17 protein-coding genes and 4 pseudogenes are annotated in these 17,415 nt (G+C 39.1%); 18 read left to right on the top strand and 3 right to left on the bottom strand.

Going from position 1 to position 17,415, the window contains the following annotated elements; translation table 11 throughout:
- Positions 1 to 11: 11 nt before the first annotated feature.
- From phoB to ilvA, 6 genes and pseudogenes are all read left to right on the top strand, one after another.
- Positions 12 to 708: pseudogene (gene phoB, locus V757_RS23385) on the top strand (phosphate regulon transcriptional regulator PhoB).
- A 293-nt stretch (positions 709 to 1,001) separates the two neighbouring features.
- Complete coding sequence (gene phoR, locus V757_RS0114500) at positions 1,002 to 2,009, top strand: phosphate regulon sensor histidine kinase PhoR (RefSeq protein ID WP_162146576.1); 1,008 nt, start codon at positions 1,002 to 1,004, stop codon at positions 2,007 to 2,009.
- Positions 2,006 to 2,749 carry a 5-oxoprolinase subunit PxpB gene (gene pxpB, locus V757_RS0114495; RefSeq protein WP_023951732.1) on the top strand — a complete coding sequence of 248 codons (744 nt, stop codon included), beginning with the start codon at positions 2,006 to 2,008 and terminating at the stop codon, positions 2,747 to 2,749. Before phoR ends, pxpB begins: the two co-directional genes overlap by 4 nt.
- Positions 2,746 to 3,756 carry a 5-oxoprolinase subunit C family protein gene (locus tag V757_RS23380; protein ID WP_023951729.1) on the top strand — a complete coding sequence of 337 codons (1,011 nt, stop codon included), beginning with the start codon at positions 2,746 to 2,748 and terminating at the stop codon, positions 3,754 to 3,756. Before pxpB ends, V757_RS23380 begins: the two co-directional genes overlap by 4 nt.
- A 10-nt stretch (positions 3,757 to 3,766) precedes the next feature.
- A complete protein-coding gene (locus V757_RS23375) occupies positions 3,767 to 4,507 on the top strand; it encodes a 5-oxoprolinase subunit PxpA (RefSeq protein ID WP_023951727.1) in 741 nt (246 codons plus the stop codon).
- Between the two features lie 220 nt (positions 4,508 to 4,727).
- Entirely contained in the window at positions 4,728 to 6,236 is a 1,509-nt protein-coding gene (ilvA, locus tag V757_RS23370; protein WP_023951726.1) for a threonine ammonia-lyase, biosynthetic, read from the top strand.
- Between the two features lie 145 nt (positions 6,237 to 6,381).
- Here the strand turns inward: ilvA and V757_RS23365 are convergent.
- Positions 6,382 to 6,919, bottom strand: a pseudogene (locus V757_RS23365) (adenine phosphoribosyltransferase).
- 143 nt (positions 6,920 to 7,062) lie between these two features.
- Between V757_RS23365 and V757_RS23360 the strand changes: the two are divergent.
- The 11 genes and pseudogenes from V757_RS23360 to V757_RS23315 all read left to right on the top strand — a co-directional run bounded on the left by V757_RS23360 (position 7,063) and on the right by V757_RS23315 (position 15,877).
- Positions 7,063 to 8,038: pseudogene (locus V757_RS23360) on the top strand (KpsF/GutQ family sugar-phosphate isomerase).
- Between the two features lie 15 nt (positions 8,039 to 8,053).
- Positions 8,054 to 8,647, top strand: coding sequence for a KdsC family phosphatase (locus V757_RS23355; RefSeq protein WP_023951724.1), 594 nt, complete (start codon positions 8,054 to 8,056; stop codon positions 8,645 to 8,647).
- Positions 8,648 to 8,652: 5 nt separating this feature from the next.
- On the top strand, positions 8,653 to 9,267 hold the full coding sequence (gene lptC / locus V757_RS23350) for an LPS export ABC transporter periplasmic protein LptC (protein WP_023951722.1): 615 nt from the start codon (positions 8,653 to 8,655) through the stop codon (positions 9,265 to 9,267).
- Positions 9,264 to 9,812: a lipopolysaccharide transport periplasmic protein LptA gene (gene lptA / locus V757_RS23345; RefSeq protein WP_052019366.1), complete on the top strand. Its 549-nt coding sequence runs from the start codon at positions 9,264 to 9,266 to the stop codon at positions 9,810 to 9,812. Before lptC ends, lptA begins: the two co-directional genes overlap by 4 nt.
- 73 nt (positions 9,813 to 9,885) lie before the next feature.
- Positions 9,886 to 10,650 carry an LPS export ABC transporter ATP-binding protein gene (lptB, locus tag V757_RS23340; RefSeq protein ID WP_023951720.1) on the top strand — a complete coding sequence of 255 codons (765 nt, stop codon included), beginning with the start codon at positions 9,886 to 9,888 and terminating at the stop codon, positions 10,648 to 10,650.
- A gap of 207 nt (positions 10,651 to 10,857) precedes the next feature.
- Positions 10,858 to 11,175 carry a ribosome hibernation-promoting factor, HPF/YfiA family gene (hpf, locus tag V757_RS23335; RefSeq protein WP_023951718.1) on the top strand — a complete coding sequence of 106 codons (318 nt, stop codon included), beginning with the start codon at positions 10,858 to 10,860 and terminating at the stop codon, positions 11,173 to 11,175.
- Positions 11,176 to 11,330: 155 nt separating this feature from the next.
- Positions 11,331 to 11,777 carry a PTS IIA-like nitrogen regulatory protein PtsN gene (gene ptsN, locus V757_RS23330; protein WP_023951716.1) on the top strand — a complete coding sequence of 149 codons (447 nt, stop codon included), beginning with the start codon at positions 11,331 to 11,333 and terminating at the stop codon, positions 11,775 to 11,777.
- Positions 11,778 to 11,872: 95 nt separating this feature from the next.
- A complete protein-coding gene (gene hprK, locus V757_RS23325) occupies positions 11,873 to 12,799 on the top strand; it encodes an HPr(Ser) kinase/phosphatase (RefSeq protein WP_023951714.1) in 927 nt (308 codons plus the stop codon).
- 43 nt (positions 12,800 to 12,842) lie between these two features.
- Positions 12,843 to 13,724 carry an RNase adapter RapZ gene (gene rapZ, locus V757_RS23320; RefSeq protein WP_023951712.1) on the top strand — a complete coding sequence of 294 codons (882 nt, stop codon included), beginning with the start codon at positions 12,843 to 12,845 and terminating at the stop codon, positions 13,722 to 13,724.
- Between the two features lie 36 nt (positions 13,725 to 13,760).
- Positions 13,761 to 14,408, top strand: coding sequence for a septal ring lytic transglycosylase RlpA family protein (locus V757_RS0114475; RefSeq protein ID WP_023951710.1), 648 nt, complete (start codon positions 13,761 to 13,763; stop codon positions 14,406 to 14,408).
- 192 nt (positions 14,409 to 14,600) lie between these two features.
- Positions 14,601 to 15,877, top strand: a pseudogene (locus V757_RS23315) (O-acetylhomoserine aminocarboxypropyltransferase/cysteine synthase family protein).
- A gap of 45 nt (positions 15,878 to 15,922) precedes the next feature.
- Here the strand turns inward: V757_RS23315 and V757_RS29355 are convergent.
- Together V757_RS29355 and rsmI are read right to left on the bottom strand one after the other, a co-directional pair.
- Positions 15,923 to 16,198 carry an SAM-dependent methyltransferase gene (locus V757_RS29355; protein ID WP_245587020.1) on the bottom strand — a complete coding sequence of 92 codons (276 nt, stop codon included), beginning with the start codon at positions 16,196 to 16,198 and terminating at the stop codon, positions 15,923 to 15,925.
- Between the two features lie 106 nt (positions 16,199 to 16,304).
- On the bottom strand, positions 16,305 to 16,844 hold the full coding sequence (rsmI, locus tag V757_RS29350) for a 16S rRNA (cytidine(1402)-2'-O)-methyltransferase (protein ID WP_245587019.1): 540 nt from the start codon (positions 16,842 to 16,844) through the stop codon (positions 16,305 to 16,307).
- A 59-nt stretch (positions 16,845 to 16,903) separates the two neighbouring features.
- Between rsmI and V757_RS23305 the strand changes: the two genes are divergently transcribed.
- Complete coding sequence (locus V757_RS23305) at positions 16,904 to 17,356, top strand: YraN family protein (RefSeq protein ID WP_081710682.1); 453 nt, start codon at positions 16,904 to 16,906, stop codon at positions 17,354 to 17,356.
- The last annotated feature ends 59 nt before the right edge of the window (positions 17,357 to 17,415 follow it).

Raw genomic sequence — 17,415 nt, 5'->3', positions numbered from 1 at the left:
TCAGCCTTATTATGGCAAGTACTATTCTCGTTGTTGAAGATGAACCAGCAATTCAGGAACTAATCGCTGTTAACTTAACCTTCTCTGGGCACAAAGTATTGCGTGCACTTGATGCAGAACAAGCCAAAATATTAATTAATGCAGAATTACCAGACTTAATTTTATTGGATTGGATGCTACCAAGCACTTCAGGATTAACATTGGCGAAAACTTTACGCCAAGATGAGAGAACTCGTGATATCCCCATTATTATGCTCACAGCAAAAAATAACAGAAGAGGACAAAGTAGAAGGACTAGAAAATGGTGCGGATGATTACATTACAAAACCATTTTCACCAAAAGAACTTCTAGCTCGTATTAAAGCTGTACTGCGTCGCCGTTCTCCTCAATTAACAGATGATGAAATTTCCGTTGCTGGCTTACATTTGGACCCAGTTGCCCATCGTGTCACAGGCAATGGAACTTCTCTTTCTTTAGGACCTACTGAATTTCGTATGTTGCATTTCTTTATGACACATGCTGAACGTGTTTTCACACGAGGTCAATTACTTGATCATGTTTGGGGTGATCATGTGTTCTTAGAGGAAAGAACAGTAGATGTACACATCCGTCGCCTACGTAAAGCGTTGGAGCCTAGTGGGCACCATCACTTAATTGAAACGGTTAGAGGAAGCGGTTATCGTTTCACAACAAAACTTCCCGCTTGATGTATGCATTGGTTTAGGTCCATTTCAATTTTGCTCTTTGGCTTTTTATTTGCCTTATTGATTCAGCACCTACTAGAAGGGTTCTCGGGTCTTATTACCATGCAATCTTTCTTGCCATATATATATATATTGATTATCGTTATTTTGATAAAACACTGAAATGGGCTGATGACATTAATCAACCACCCCCTGTATATGTAGGAAAATATGATGAAATTGTAACTCCTACCTATAAAGCTTTACGTCACAAAACACTAACCATTCAACAAATTACACAACTAAATCAAAATATTTTGTGGGCAGCCAATGCCTTCCCTGCTGCCGTTTTGATTTTGGATAAAAACTTCATCATTCAATGGTGCAATAGAAACGCAAAAACACTCCTTGGCATAGACTCTAAAAAAGATATCGGCTATAAAATTTTTAACCTTATCCGTTGGCCTGAGTTTTATCAATATGCTTATAAAGGTGATTGGCAAAAACCCTATACAACTTATGATGAACGAGATGGACGTCTCTATCATTTAAAATTTGAATTTACCCGTTATAGTACAGATAATATATTATTACTCTGCTTTGATAATACACAACTAGAATCATTACGAACCACTCAACAAGACTTTGTTGCTAATGTTTCTCATGAGCTACGAACACCATTAACAGTATTAACAGGGTTTCTTGAAACACTACGTGATTTACCTCCGGAGGCTATCAGCCCCGAACAACGTGTTCATTATGAAGACCTAATGCACGAACAAGCTGAACGTATGTTGGCTATCGTGACCGATTTACTCACATTATCAACTCTCGAGTCAACTAAACTTGCTAACCAACAATCTGTACCGATTGCAAGCCTTATTGAACAAGCGAAGCGCCAAACTGAAGTCTTATCAAAAGGTCAACATCAGTTAAGTTGGTCAATTAACCCAACACTCTCTGTGAGCGGAAATGCACACGAACTCAGCTCAGCCATTACTAATTTGTTAACAAATGCTGTAAGATATACACCAGCTAATGGTCAAATTGAGGTTTTTTGGGGACTGGCTGAAGATGGGCAAGCTATCTTTAGTGTCAAAGACTCTGGGCTTGGTATCGCACCTAGTGATATTTCTAGAATCACAGAACGTTTTTATCGTGTAGACAAGAGTCGTTCTCGTGCCTCTGGGGGAACAGGGCTTGGCCTGGCAATTACCAAACATATTGCAATTCGCCATAATGCCAAACTGATGATTAAAAGTAAACTAAATAAAGGTAGTACTTTTAGCTTAATATTCCCTAAAGAAAATATTACCTCACTATGATTCCTACTGACTTGTCTTATACCTTTGATAATGAAGGTGATAACGCCCTTATTATCCGTTTAAGTCGTAATCAGCCATTTGAAATGCCTGATATCACTCTTAACAAGGCGGCTATTCTCTTAGCCCAAAAATTTAATTTACTGATACAACAACAAACACTATCGGGTATTCTAGAAGCCATCCCTACTTTTAGCACCGTGGGTATTTATTATGATCTAGACCGTATTAACTCACAATTTTTGCCACGCCTAAAAGACAAAACCGCTGAATTGTGGGCAAATGTTTTAACTGAGTTATCTAAAAGTGACAGTGATACTGGCAAACTAGTAGAAATTCCCATTTGTTACGACTTAGAATATGGGATTGATTTAATAGAACTATCCGCACAACTCAACCTTAGTATCGAAGAAATCATTCAATTGCATTCTCAATCGCCCGTACGAGTTTTTATGCTGGGTTTTTCTCCTGGGCTACCGTATTTAGGGCTATTTGATAAAAAGCTAAATATCCCCCGTCGTCCCACACCAAGAACAAAATTACCAGCAGGGTCAATTGCAATCGCTAATCGACAATGTGTTATTTATCCTTATGAAACACCTGGAGGATGGCATATTGTCGGCGCCACACCACTAACACTTTTTGATCCTAATCGACAACCCAAAACACTGTATCAAGCAGGTGACTTGGTTCAATTTAAATCTATCTCAAAAGAAGAATTTCTACATCTTAAACATATATGAGCATTCTCGTACAAAAACCCGGGTTATTAAGTACATTCCAAGACGGTGGTCGATGGGGATATCAGTCTTTAGGTGTCAATGTCTCTGGCATAATGGATCCAAGCGCCTTCCGATTAGCTAATATATTGGTGGGCAATGATGCACAACAAACTTGCTTAGAAATGACGGTTTTAGGCGCGAGTTTATTATTTGAACACCATGCTTGCATTGCCTTGACCGGTGCTTTCTTGAACCCTCATATTGATGACTCTCCTATTCAAAATAACCGCGCCTATTTCATTAAAGCAGGACAAACTCTTCACTTCAAAACGGGCGCTACAACCACAGGAGCAAGAACGTACTTGGCCGTTTTTGGCGGTTTTAACTTACCCAATGTCATGCATAGTCATAGCACAGACTTAAAATCTAAACTAGGGGGGCTAAACGGGCAAGCACTAAAAAAACAAGATCGGATTCCCCTTAATGGTACTTTTGCTGATACTCACATTCCTCTTTTAAAAGAACGGATTAATTCTCAGCGTATTTATTTAAGTTCAGGGCTTGGTTTGCAAAAAAGATCATCTATCCGTGTTCTCACTGGAGTTCATTTTGATCTATTCTCACCAGAAAGCCAGCAACAATTTCTTCATCAATCATTTACAATCAGCCCTCAGTCAGATCGCATGGGCTATCGTTTACAAGGTCAGACACTGAATTTGACTAAACCTTTACAAATTTTCTCAGAGCCAAGTAATTTTGGTACGATTCAAGTCCCTCCTGACGGCAACCCCATTATTCTAATGGCTGATAGGCAAAGCACTGGAGGTTATCCAAAAATTGCCAATGTCATTACGGCAGACCTAGGCTATTTAGCACAGTCTCTACCCGGAGAGCAGATTCACTTCACCCTTACAACATTGGAAGAGGCTCAGCAAAGTTGGTTTGAACGCTTAAAACGATTTGAACAACTAAAACAACAACTTCATGATACAGTAAAGACTTTACATCAGTATTTTAGTCATTTTTAAGGATTATTTTATGGGCATTGATTTGAACTGTGATATGGGGGAAAGCTTTGGTGCGTGGAAAATGGGCAATGATGCCGAAATCATGCCATACATTCACTCAGCCAATATTGCCTGTGGTTTTCATGCTGGTGATGCACATACGATGCGCAAGACTGTTGCATTAGCTATTCAACACAATGTTAAGATTGGTGCCCACCCTGGTTTTAATGACTTAGCCGGATTTGGTCGTAGAAATATTCCTATCACTCCCGATCAAGCTTATGACTTAGTCGTCGTACAAGTTGGCGCCTTGGCAGCTGTCGCTAAATCACAAGGAACTCACTTACATCACGTGAAGGCTCATGGTGCACTATACAATATGTCTGCTAATGATGAGGGGCTTTCTAAAGCAATTGCTCAAGCGGTGTATGATGTAGATAACTCATTAGTTTTTTTTGCACTCGCCAATAGTAAACTCTCTGCTACTGCTCAACAACTTGGACTTTCTGTCAAGCAAGAGGTTTTTGCTGATAGGAGTTACCAAGATAATGGCTTATTAACCCCAAGAACACAAGCTGGCGCAATGATTACAGATGAAGAACAATCCATAGAGCAAGTTTTAAATATGGTTAAGCATGGCTTTGTGATAAGTCAATCAGGCAAAAAAATTCCTATTCAAGCAGATACCTTATGCATTCATGGTGACCAACCAAATGCATTACCTTTTGCCAAACGTATTCATCAAACATTAAGTGAGCAAGGATTACTTTAAGTCTGAGCCATATTATTCTTATTTGTACCCGTCTTATTAAGACGCCTGAAAAAGAGCGCTTGATTATGCTCAAAAAACATATGCTACATAATATCAATTTTATAGAATTTATCTTTTAAGACTTTTCTATTTCTGAGCTTTTAGTGTTTATAATAAGAAGCTTGATGAAAATTCTTTCATCAAGCTTTTTTATGCACAATTTATGCCATAGGTTTTGACCATGCGAGAACATTATCTAAAAAAAATTCTTACCTCTAAAGTTTACGAAATTGCCAAAGAAACTCCTTTAGATCATGCCAAACTGCTGTCAGCCAGAATTAATAATAATATCTACCTGAAACGAGAAGACACTCAACAAGTATTTAGCTTTAAAATTCGTGGTGCCTATAATAAAATGGCAAACCTATCGCGCAAAGAATTGGATAGAGGGGTAATTGCCGCTTCTGCAGGCAACCATGCTCAAGGAGTGGCTATTTCTGCCAAGAAATTAGGTTGCCGCGCCATTATCGTGATGCCTATCTCTACGCCTCAAGTTAAAGTCGATGCTGTAAAACGTCTAGGTGGTGAAGTCGTATTGGCAGGCACTAGCTATTCAGACGCTTATGCTCATGCCATAGAATTAGAGAAAAAAGAAAAACTAACCTTTGTACACCCTTTTGACGATCCTGATGTGATTGCTGGTCAAGGAACTATTGCCTTGGAAATCCTACGTCAGTCACCTCAAAAACCCGATGCTATTTTTTGTGCAATCGGTGGCGGTGGCTTAATTGCTGGCGTAGCTGCTTATATCAAAGCATTAGACCCTTCCATTAAAGTCATTGGAGTACAAACAGAAGACTCTTGCGCAATGATTAAAAGTATTAAAGCTAACCGTCGTGTACACTTATCAGACGTTGGTCTATTTTCAGATGGTACTGCGGTAAAACAAGTGGGTGTTGAGACATTTAAGCTATGTAAAGAATTTGTGGATGACTATATTACAGTGAATACAGACGAGATTTGCGCTGCCATTAAAGATGTATTCCAAGACACTCGTAATATTCTAGAGCCAGCTGGCGCCCTTTCACTAGCTGGCGCAAAAAAATATGCTAACAAACATCAATGGAAATCAAAGAACATTATCGCCGTGATGTCTGGTGCTAATATGAACTTTGATCGTTTACGTTTTGTGGCAGAACGTTCTGAGGTAGGTGAGCATAAAGAGGCTATATTCTCCGTAACCATGCCTGAAGTAAAAGGTAGTTTCAAACTGCTATGTTCATCAATAGGCAATCGCAGTGTGACTGAATTTAACTATCGCATTTCTGACAAAGAACTTGCTCACGTTTTTGTAGGTGTACAAACATCATCTACAGAGGATACGGCAAAAATACAGCAACTATTAGAAAAGAAAAAATTCATCGTATTAAATCTCACTAATAATGATTTAGCAAAAACACATCTGCGCTATATGGTTGGAGGGCGATCTGACTTAGCAGATAATGAAGTCCTGTACCGCTTTGAATTTCCGGAAAGACCCGGTGCATTAATGCGTTTTTTAGAATCAATGAACCCAGAATGGAATATTAGCTTTTTCCATTATCGTAATATGGGTGGTGACTTTGGACATGTATTAGTCGGCATACAAGTACCTACCTCAGATAAAAAAGCCTTTAAAGCATTTTTGGATCAACTAGGATACCCTTTTGTCAACGAAACAGATAACCCTGCTTATAAACTATTCCTTTAGAATCAGCATTATTAAGACACTAAGCAATCTAATGTTTACGACTAGACATTTAAATACTATTTAAGTCCCAATGAAAAAGGCTGTCGCTACTATGTACAGCCTTTTTCTCTGATTAAAATCAAACTAGCAAATGCAAAACACTAGACTAGAATTGATATAAGCTAAATACGGGCATACCAGATTCTTTTACTAATTTCGAACCACCTAATTCTGGTAAATCAATAATTGAGGCTGCCTCTACCACATTAGCACCCAAGCGCTGTAATAAGCGACTGGCAGCCAACAAAGTCCCTCCAGTAGCAATCAAATCATCAATCAGCAAGACACGCTGACCTGGTTTAATAGCATCTGTATGGATTTCGACAGAAGAACTGCCATACTCAAGCTGATAATCCTCACCAACTGTTTCAAAAGGCAATTTACCTTTTTTACGAATAGGTACAAAACCTAAATTGAGCTCATAAGCTAGAACACTACCTATAATAAAGCCTCGAGCATCCACACCAGCAACTAAATCCAAGCGTTGACGCATATAACGAGAAATAAAAATGTCAATCAAACATTCTAAATGAACGTGGATCCTGCAATACAGGAGTAATATCTCTAAACGTGACTCCTGGTTTTGGCCAATCGCTAATAGATCGAATGGATTGTCGTACTGTTTCAACGGGATTATATTGCATATATAGAACCTAAAAGATTTTAATCAAACCTCTTCATTATAGCCCTAATAGAAACAGAAAAATATGAGTAATAGAAAGAATAAGTTTTTTCTCTTGATGACTAAAGCAAGAATTTTTGCACTGCGTTCAATTAAAATAGGCATATGAAAATTGCACATGCTCATATTCTTTCTGCACAACGTACGATTGCCACTGAAACAGAGGCAATGTCAGCGCTTGCTCAGCGTTTGGATAACTCTTTTATCCAAGCCGTTGATACCATTCTGGCTTGTCAAGGTCGTATAGTTGTCACTGGTTTGGGGAAATCAGGTCATATTGGACGTAAAATTGCAGCGACATTAGCATCAACAGGCACCCCCCGCTTTTTTTGTGCACTCAGCAGAAGCTGTTCACGGTGATCTAGGTATGATTACAGGCAATGATATTGTGCTCGCTATCTCATATTCAGGACAATCTATTGAGTTATCAACCATCCTGCCTGTACTTAAACGTTTAGGTACCAAAATTATTGCTATTTGTGGCAATCCCCACTCTGATCTTGCTAAGCTAAGTGATGTTTTTTTAGATGTACATGTATCCAAAGAAGCTTGTCCGTTAGGTCTTGCGCCTACAGCTAGTACGACAGTAACATTGGCAGTGGGAGATGCTCTTGCTATAGCCTGCCTTGAGGCTCGCAACTTTGGTGCAGCTGACTTTGCCCGATCCCACCCTGGTGGTGCGCTTGGTCGTCGATTGTTAACCCATGTCTACGATGTAATGCGCAAAGGCGATGATTTACCTATTGTACGTAGTGAAGACAGTCTCACGGACGCCTTAAAAGTTATGTCTAGCAAACGTATGGGGATGGCAATTATAGTTAATGATCAGTTTGTGCCTATTGGTATTTTTACAGACGGGGACTTACGTCGTTTAATCCAAAAAGAAGGTGATATTCGTCATTTCACCATGGGTGATGTAATGTCGATACATCCCAAATGTATTCAAGACCAAGACCTAGCTGTTGAAGCGGCATCTATGATGGAAACATCCCGTTTAACACATATGCTCGTTGTAGATACCAATCAGAAACTAGTTGGCGCACTACATATGCATGATTTAATGGCCGCAAAAGTTATTTAATTTCAAAGGTAAAGAATGAATAAAATATTACACCCTGCCGAATCACTTATTCTGTCAAAAGTCCCTGAGTCTGTTCGTCAACGTGCTGAAAAGATTAGACTCATTGCTTTTGATGTTGATGGCGTATTGACTGATGGCTCTTTACTTTATAGCGAGAATGGCGAACAATTAAAACGCTTTAATGCACTAGACGGACATGGTTTAAAAATGCTACTCCAAGGTGGTATCATGGTTGCGTTGATTACAGGTCGTAGTGGTCCTATTGTCACTCGTAGAGCGGCTGATTTAGGCATCAACTTACTTTATCAAGACGCAAGAGACAAAGGCAAACTTATCACCGATATAGCCAATGAGCACCACTTAAATCTTGAGCAAATTGCCTATATTGGTGATGATATTATTGATCTACAAGCCATGCAAAAAGTGGGCTTAGCCGTTAGCGTACCTCATGCACCTGCCTATCTACAGCAAGCGGCTCATTATGTCACCACTGTTCAAGGTGGTTATGGCGCAGCTAGAGAATTAGCCGATATTGTCTTAGCCTCCCAAGGCTTATTAGGGCCTTTTTTACAAGGTAATTTACTCGTTCGAGGAATCGCTATTCAATAACTATTATGAAAGAACGTGCTCCTGCTCTAATCGCTTTCTTTTTACTCGCCGTGTTAGTAATCACTGCATGGTGGGCAGCAGACTACGCCCAACGTGCGATACCTATAGATCCCGAAATAAAAATCACTCATGAACCGGATGCATGGACTGGGAAGTTCGTTATGGTCAGCTCTGATCGCACTGGTCATGCTATCAATCGTTTATCGGGCGACAGTATGGTGCATTTTCCTGATGATGACTCGTATGATGCAGTTAACCCTATCCTTATTGGCGTACATCCAGAACGACCTCGAGTAGTTTCCACTAGTGATACGGCGACCATGAAAGAACATGGTAACCTAGTCATTCTCCGTGGTAACGCCCATATCCATCGTTTTCCTACAGCAGAAAACTCTGCCTTAGATGTCCGTAGTGAAGAATTAACCGTTCTACCAGAAGAAGATATTATCAAAACGGATAAACTTGCTGATGTCAAACAAGGCAATTCTAAAATGAAAGGCCAAGGAATGATTTACAATAACAAAACCCAGCAACTCAACGTTTTTGCAAATACTGACGTGACTATTTCTCCTCAAGATATGGATAAGGCCACAAAAAATAAAGAAGGTTCTCAACAATGAAGAAAAGCATACTATTTTTACTCTTAGGTTCCCTAGTCGCTCCTTCTTTGCTTTTTGCTCAAGCGAAAAAAACAACAGGGACTACCCAGCCTGCTGATGCACCAGAAACCCTAGTGCTATCAGACTCGTTAACCTATAATGACGCCACCAAAACAAGCGAATTCAAAGGTAATGTTATTTTAACTCGAGGTCTTTTACGTCTAACTTCGGATGAGTTACATTTGCAAGAAGATAAAAAGGGCTTTCAACATGGTCAGGCCATTATGAAAAAGAATCCTAAAGTGACTGTCTACGAAGAGAGACCAGACAATTACGAAACAATTTATGCTGAAGGAAACACAGCCACCTATAATGGTGAAACTGAAGTCATAAAATTAATCGGTCAAGCGATTGTTATTCGTCATGTCTGTGGTCAAGCCATTGATAACTTACGTGGAGATACTATTACGTACAACAGCAAAGAAGCTACATATTTTGCTGAAGGAGGACCATCATCCCAGGAAAAGGGAGAGTTCGCTCTGTCGTTCAATCTCGTGCAAAAGTAGACGCCTTAGTCGCTGAATGTCGTAAAAAGTATAATGGCAAACCTATGCCTTCTACTATAAACAAGAAATAAATATGAGTGAACAAGTAATCCAGTCAGGCCAATTAAACGCTATCGGTTTACAAAAAACCTATGGTAAACGCACCGTTGTTAAAGATGTCACCCTACAAGTCTCTAGTGGTGAGGTAGTCGGTCTTCTAGGTCCTAATGGTGCTGGTAAAACGACTAGTTTCTATATGATTGTTGGTCTTATTCCTGCTGATTTTGGTCGTATTGAAATTGATGGTGTCAATATTACTGCCCTACCTATCCATCGCCGTGCTCGCATTGGCTTATCCTATCTACCACAAGACGCATCGATTTTTAGACGATTAACTGTTGAACAAAATATTCGTGCGGTCTTAGAACTTCAAGAAAACCCTCATAATGGCAAAAGACTCACAAAAGCACAAATCAATGCTGAATTAGATAATTTGCTAAATGAACTACAAATTCAACATATTAGAACGAGTCAAGCACTTTCCCTATCAGGCGGGGAGCGACGTCGCGTAGAAATTGCTCGTGCACTAGCTACTCATCCACGCTTTATTTTATTAGACGAACCCTTTGCTGGAGTTGACCCTATTGCTGTTATTGAAATTCAGCGAATTATTCGTTTTCTTAAGGAAAGAAATATTGGGGTACTTATTACAGACCATAATGTACGAGAAACACTTGGTATTTGCGATAAGGCTTATATTATTTCTGATGGGACAGTTCTCACTAGTGGCTCTCCCGAAGATATCATCCAAAATACTGAAGTGCGTAAAGTCTATCTTGGTGAACACTTCCGCATGTAAAACTATCCTTGAGAATAGAGAAATAAGCGAAAAATCTCATTTCTTCTCTATTCTTACAGATTTCACAAGATAAATCCATAGTGGTACATGCCAGTTTGACATATTTATTTTTCAGGCTACACTTAAAGCAATGCAATGATTAAAAGCATTAAACGCATTGTTTTTTAAGTGGCAATTTTTGTCATTAATAGTAAAAGGAGTAATCATATGAATTTAACTATTTCTGGTCATCATCTTGAAATTACTACACCCATCAAGGAATATATAGAAACAAAACTAACCAGAGTCTCCCGACATATTGACAATATCATTGATACACAAGTAATTATTTCAAAAGACGTAAACCAACAAATAGCTGAAATTACTTTGCGAGTACCAGGCAAAGACTTACACGCAGAGTCTAGCCATGAAAATCTTTATGCCGCTATTGATTTACTTATTGATAAAATTGACCGCTTAGTCCTTAAGCACAAAGAAAAGCAACAAAGTTTTACCAAAGAAGCTAATAAACATTTAAGTGCTTAAAATCATAAACTCGCCTGATTATACTTTTTTTGAGTATAATCAGGTTTTGCATTATTGTGCGTAGCACAAATTTTTATTAGTAGAATAGTGTAAACATACGACATAGATGCTAACATTTATATGAATATTTAAGATTTCATCATATAATCAAAAACATGACTCAATTATCTAAAATTTTATCGCTCGAGAACATTCTTTTGGATGTCAATGCTACAAGCAAAAAACGAGCCTTTGAACAAGTTGCCCTATTGTTTGAAAACAATGTGGGCATTTCTCGTGCCACTGTTTTTGATGGACTATTTTCACGCGAACGTCTTGGTTCTACCGCATTAGGACATGGTGTGGCCATTCCACATGGTCGTATTCCTAAGTTAGACAATGCACATGCTGCCTTTGTTAGACTCTCTACACCAATTCCTTTCGACGCCCCAGACGGACAAAATGTACAAGTACTCGTCTGTCTTTTAGTCCCTGAAAGTGCAACACAACAGCACTTGGATTTGCTTGCCGCTATTGCACAGAAACTGTCAGATGATGAAATTCGTCAGAAATTACTAACAGAAACTGACCCTCAACTTATTTATAATTTGCTGACCCAATAATAATGTTAAAGTAAAGCCAATGAGAAAACATTGGCTTTTTTCTTATAAAGCAGTTTAAATTATAGAGACTCTCAAATAATTCAACCGGTATTAATATGCTATCTATTCAACAACTTATTGATGATAATGCTGATACGCTTAGATTGACATGGAAAGCTGGGCAAGTTTCAGCTAATCGTGCATTACCAGAAACTATTGATGCTGTTGCCGAGCTAGTTGGGCACTTAAATCTCATTCACCCTTCTCGCATACAAATTTTTGGCATAGAAGAAATTAACTTTTTTAATCGCCTATCACCTGCACAGCAAGAACGTTCTCTTGTCGGATTAGCTGAAGGTGGGGTTCCTGCCATCATTATTGCCGAAACTCTAGATGCGCCACAAAACGTCATGAATTTTTGTCAACGCAGCAAGATCCCTTTATTATCATCTGACGCTAATTCCGCACATATCATTGATGTTTTACGAGTTTACTTAGCAAGACGGTACGCACCCAAAACAACCGTTCATGGTGTATTCATGGATGTATTGGGTTTAGGGGTTTTAATTACGGGCGAATCAGGGCTAGGTAAAAGTGAATTAGCACTAGAATTAATTTCTCGTGGCCATGGTTTAGTCGCAGATGATGCCGTTGAATTTGCTCGTACAGCCCCTACCCTTATTGAAGGACAATGTCCAGAACTATTACGTAATTTATTAGAGGTTCGTGGTCTAGGTCTATTAGATATTCGGACTATTTTCGGTGAAACATCTGTTCGTCGAAAAATGAGTTTAAAACTGATTGTTCATCTAGTTCGTGCAAATAACGAAAAATTTGAGCGACTACCAATACAAGACCAAACTCAAGATATGTTAGGTTTACCTATTCGACGAGTTATGTTACAGGTTGCAGCAGGTCGTAACTTGGCAGTATTGGTGGAAGCTGCCGTTCGTAATACAATTCTTAAATTAAGAGGTATTGACACCTTACGTGAGTTTATGGAACGTCAATCCCAAGCCATTTTGGAGAATAGTCGTTTATAACACTTTCCCCATTGCTATAATAACCTTTTTAGTGAGAGTAAGGATGCAATCCGTTGTTTTAATTACAGGTATTTCTGGCTCAGGAAAAACAGTTGCTCTACGCCAACTCGAAGACCTAGCTTATAACTGCGTAGATAATTTACCTGTCTCCCTACTGCATGAATATATTGCGGAAGCATTAAATAATGATTTATCTTTAATTGCAGTTGCTATTGATGCACGATCCCATGGTGATATTACTAACCTACCAGAAATTATTGCAGGGTTGCGTGCACGCAACATCCCTATTAAAGTGATTTTCTTAGAAGCTGCTACAGAAGAATTACTTCACCGCTATTCTGAATCACGCCGAGCCCATCCTCTTACTCAAAAACTGAAACAGTTAACTCAATCTACTCCTTCTCTAGAGGAGTGCATTGAATATGAAAAAGAGCTACTTGCTCCTTTACGTCAAACAGAGCATGTGATTGATACATCCAATTTAGTTCCAAGCCAATTACGAGCCTGGGTACGAGAAATTAGTGAGGTTCCGCCGGGAGAAATTTTACTAACTTTTGAATCTTTTGCTTTCAAAAAGGGGTTACCTAGTAGCGCAGATTTAGTTTTTGATGTAAGATGTCTACCAAATCCTTATTATGACCCCCAGTTAAGACCTTTAACGGGACGAGACAAACCTGTTGCTGATTGGCTATCAGAATATGATAGTGTTCAGGAACTTATTAATGATATCGCCTCTTATATCAAAAAGTGGCTACCTTTATACATGCAGGACACGCGTAGTTACTTAACAGTAGCTATTGGTTGTACAGGCGGTAAGCATCGTTCAGTATATGTTGCTGAACAACTCGCCAAATATTTCAGTTATCATCAACCTTTACGCGTCAGACACCGTGCACAAGCACAGTTTTATAGCGATTTAGTATGATTAGAAATTTTTTTAACTATCCTTGGCTGTCTATTATTGTCGCCAGTTTTTGCCCAACAGGATTCCTCCCAGCATTCGCAGGACTCCTCTCAACACTACCGTATTACTGTAAACGGTATTTTCCCCGATGCACCTTCTGAACATACGTTAGGTGAAAACATTCAAAAAAAGTTTTTACAAGAAAACAACCTTGATAATGATGTACTTGAAGAATCTTCTGAATCAAAAATAGCAGATGTAACCGTCTCATTAGATAATTCTGTACTCAAAAAAGATACCGAGCCTAAATTACGTGTTGACTCTACTCACACGAAAAAAGCCAAAGCTTATACAGTGAACGGTAAAAAGTATGTTCCTTTTGCTAGCTTAAAGGAATTTTCTCAAGTTGGTATAGCCTCGTGGTATGGTCCTGGTTTTCATGGACGCAAGACAGCCAATGGAGAGCGTTTTAATCAACATGGTTTAACAGCAGCTCATAAAGAATTACCAATCAATAGTGTCGTAAAAGTCACTCGTGTTTCTACTGGCAAGAGTATTTTGGTTCGCATTAATGATCGAGGACCTTTCCATAGTAATAGAGTAATTGATTTATCTTATGGTGCCGCCAAAGTGCTAGGTATCGACAAACGAGGTTCAGATAAAGTTAAAATTGAACTAATGGATGGTCAAAAAAATATCCATTAACGTATATTTATTCCCTACCATTTTCATTCTCATTCATGCTCTTTATATCCTGTTGTTAACATAGGATATGTTAAGAGCATATAATTTTTCATTATAAGTTTCCTTGCTTTGTCGTGGTAATATGCATTTAGTTGCCTATTACTATCTTACTAACTTACACAATAGCTTTTTAACACTAAGCGAGGAACATATATGACTTATAGAGATGAGACAATTGCACTTCATACTGGCTACGAACCCGAAAGCACCACAAAAGCAGTAGCTGTACCTATTTATCAAACAACCTCCTATGCGTTTGATAATACTCAACATGGTGCCGATTTATTTGACCTTAAAGTGGCGGGCAATATTTATTCTCGCATCACCAACCCAACCAATGCCGTTATTGAGCTCGTTTAGCCGCCTTAGAAGGTGGTATAGGTGCACTAGCCGTTTCCTCTGGCATGGCTGCCATTACTTATGCAGTCCAAACTATTGCAAAAGCTGGTGACAATATTATTTCCGCCTCAACTCTTTACGGTGGCACCTACAACCTGTTCGCTCATACCCTACCAAACCAAGGAATCGAGGTACGTTTTTTTGATCATAAAAATCCAGAAGCCATTCGAGACTTAGTAAATGAACGAACCAAACTAGTATTTGTTGAATCGATTGGTAATCCTCTTGGCAATATTGTTGATATTGAAACCATCGCCAATATTGCGCACGACATAGGCATTCCTGTCATTGTAGACAATACGGTTGCTTCACCAGCTTTGCTAAAGCCATTTCAATTTGGTGCTGATATTGTCGTTCATTCATTGACAAAATATATCGGCGGTCATGGTAACAGCTTGGGAGGCATAATAGTTGATAGTGGTAAATTCCCTTGGGGAGATTATCCAAATCGTTTTCCCCAACTAAATAATCCTGACCCAAGTTACCACGGAGTCAATTATGTCAAGGATATTGGTGCAGCAGCCTATATTACTCGTGCTCGTGTCGTTCCTTTGCGTAATATGGGCGCCGCCTTAAGCCCAATCAATACCTTCCTTATCCTACAAGGTCTAGAAACGCTGAGCTTACGTATGGAACGCCATACTGAAAATGCACTGAAAGTAGCTGAGTTTCTCCGTCAGCACGAAAAAGTCTCATGGGTAAATTATGCCGGTTTAGCAGATCATCCTGAGCATGCACTTGCACAAAAATACGTTAACGGTAAACCATCAGCAATTTTATCGTTTGGTGTAAAAAGTGGGCGTGAAGGTGGTGCTCGGTTCATTGATGCCCTTAAGTTATTTATCCGTCTTGTTAATATCGGGGACACTCGTAGCTTAGCATGCCATCCAGCCACCACGACACATCGTCAATTAAGTGCGAAAGAATTGGCAAGTGCAGGAGTTAGTGAGGATATGATTCGTCTCTCTATTGGCATTGAGCATATTGATGACCTACTAGCAGACTTAGAACAAGCCTTAGCTGCCTCCTAAATGTCTACACGCTAAGTGCCTCTCCTAACGGAGGCACTTTATTGATTACGACTTAATCTCTAACGCTCGGCGATAAATGATATCTTTTGGTAATTTGGTTAACTGCATGGCAATTTTGACTGAGTCTTTAACAGATAAAGAGTCCAATAATACTAACAATAATTCATCTAGTTGTTGTTCTTGTTCTGTTTGGTCTGCTTGCTTCTCTTCTGGGGAGACGAGCAATACAAACTCACCTTTTTGATGATTCACGTCTTCATTTAGCCATACGAGTAACTCTTTGCTAGGTAAGGTGATAATTTGCTCAAATCGCTTAGTCAACTCCCGTGCAATCGCAATATTTCTATTCTCCCCAACTACGTCTACTAAGTCCTTAAGACTTTCCTTTATGCGATGTGGGGATTCGAAAAAAATACAAACCTCTTTACTATGCCGCCAATTGCTCAAAAAATTGACAACGTGCTTGTTTTTTGGGAGGAATAAATCCCACAAATGTAAAGCCTGGGCGTTCATCACTCGTCAATCCACTTGCCATTAGGGCCGTCACCACTGCAGATGCCCCCGGCACAGGAACAACGTTAAAACCTGCTTGCCTTACCAACAACACCAACTTTCCACCTGGATCGCTAATCGCTGGAGCCCCTGCATCTGAGATAAGTGCTACACGTTTACCACTTGCTAATAACGTAATAATTTCCTCTGCCGCACTCTTTTCGTTATGCTGATGTGCCGCGATCAACGGTTTATTTACACCAAAAAAATTCAGCAATTGCTTAGATGTCCGTGTATCCTCACAAGCAATTACATCACATAATTGCAAGCCATACATGGCTCTAAATGTCATATCAGCCAAATTACCTATTGGTGTTGCTATCACATAAAGAGTATTTTCGGGCCAATACTGACGGCTTAACTCTTCACTCATTTGCTCCCAGATATGATAATTAGTTCCCAGTGCTGTAGACATATCACCTCAAAAAATCAAAAATAATAATGCTCTCTATTATGACCTATTCTCTACAAAAAATGGATATTCGCTTTCAATTAGCAACACCCTCAAAGAAATCAAAATATACTCAAAAAGCTCGTCCAACGACAAAAGATAACACCTTATCCCCTACTCAACAAAAAGGACTTGCCTATGAGGATGATGCCATTGAGTTTTTAACCAATAAAGGGCTTATCCTTCTTTATAAAAATCTTTCCTGCCCATTGGGTGAACTTGATCTGGTGATGCGTGATCAACAAACCCTAGTATTTGTAGAAGTACGATTTCGCCAGACAACTGCTTTTGGAGGAGCTATTTACAGTTTAAGCAAATCAAAATTGAATCGTTTTAAGCGCACAGCTGAGTATTTTTTACCCTTTATTTCTAAGCAACATTTTGCCCATCAACCGGTATATTGTCGTTTCGATGCAATCTGTTTTAATGGAGAAACTAATGAGAAGATTTGGTTAAAAAATATTATCAATAGCTAAAACTTAGCAAATTACACTATTAACTAAACAATTTGAAAGATTTGATGCAATATTTTGAT

The organism is Pelistega indica (genome assembly GCF_000506865.1).
Lineage (GTDB): Bacteria > Pseudomonadota > Gammaproteobacteria > Burkholderiales > Burkholderiaceae_B > Taylorella > Taylorella indica.
Note: the sequence above shows the minus strand (reverse complement) of the source record. Positions and strands in the feature narration are given on the sequence as shown.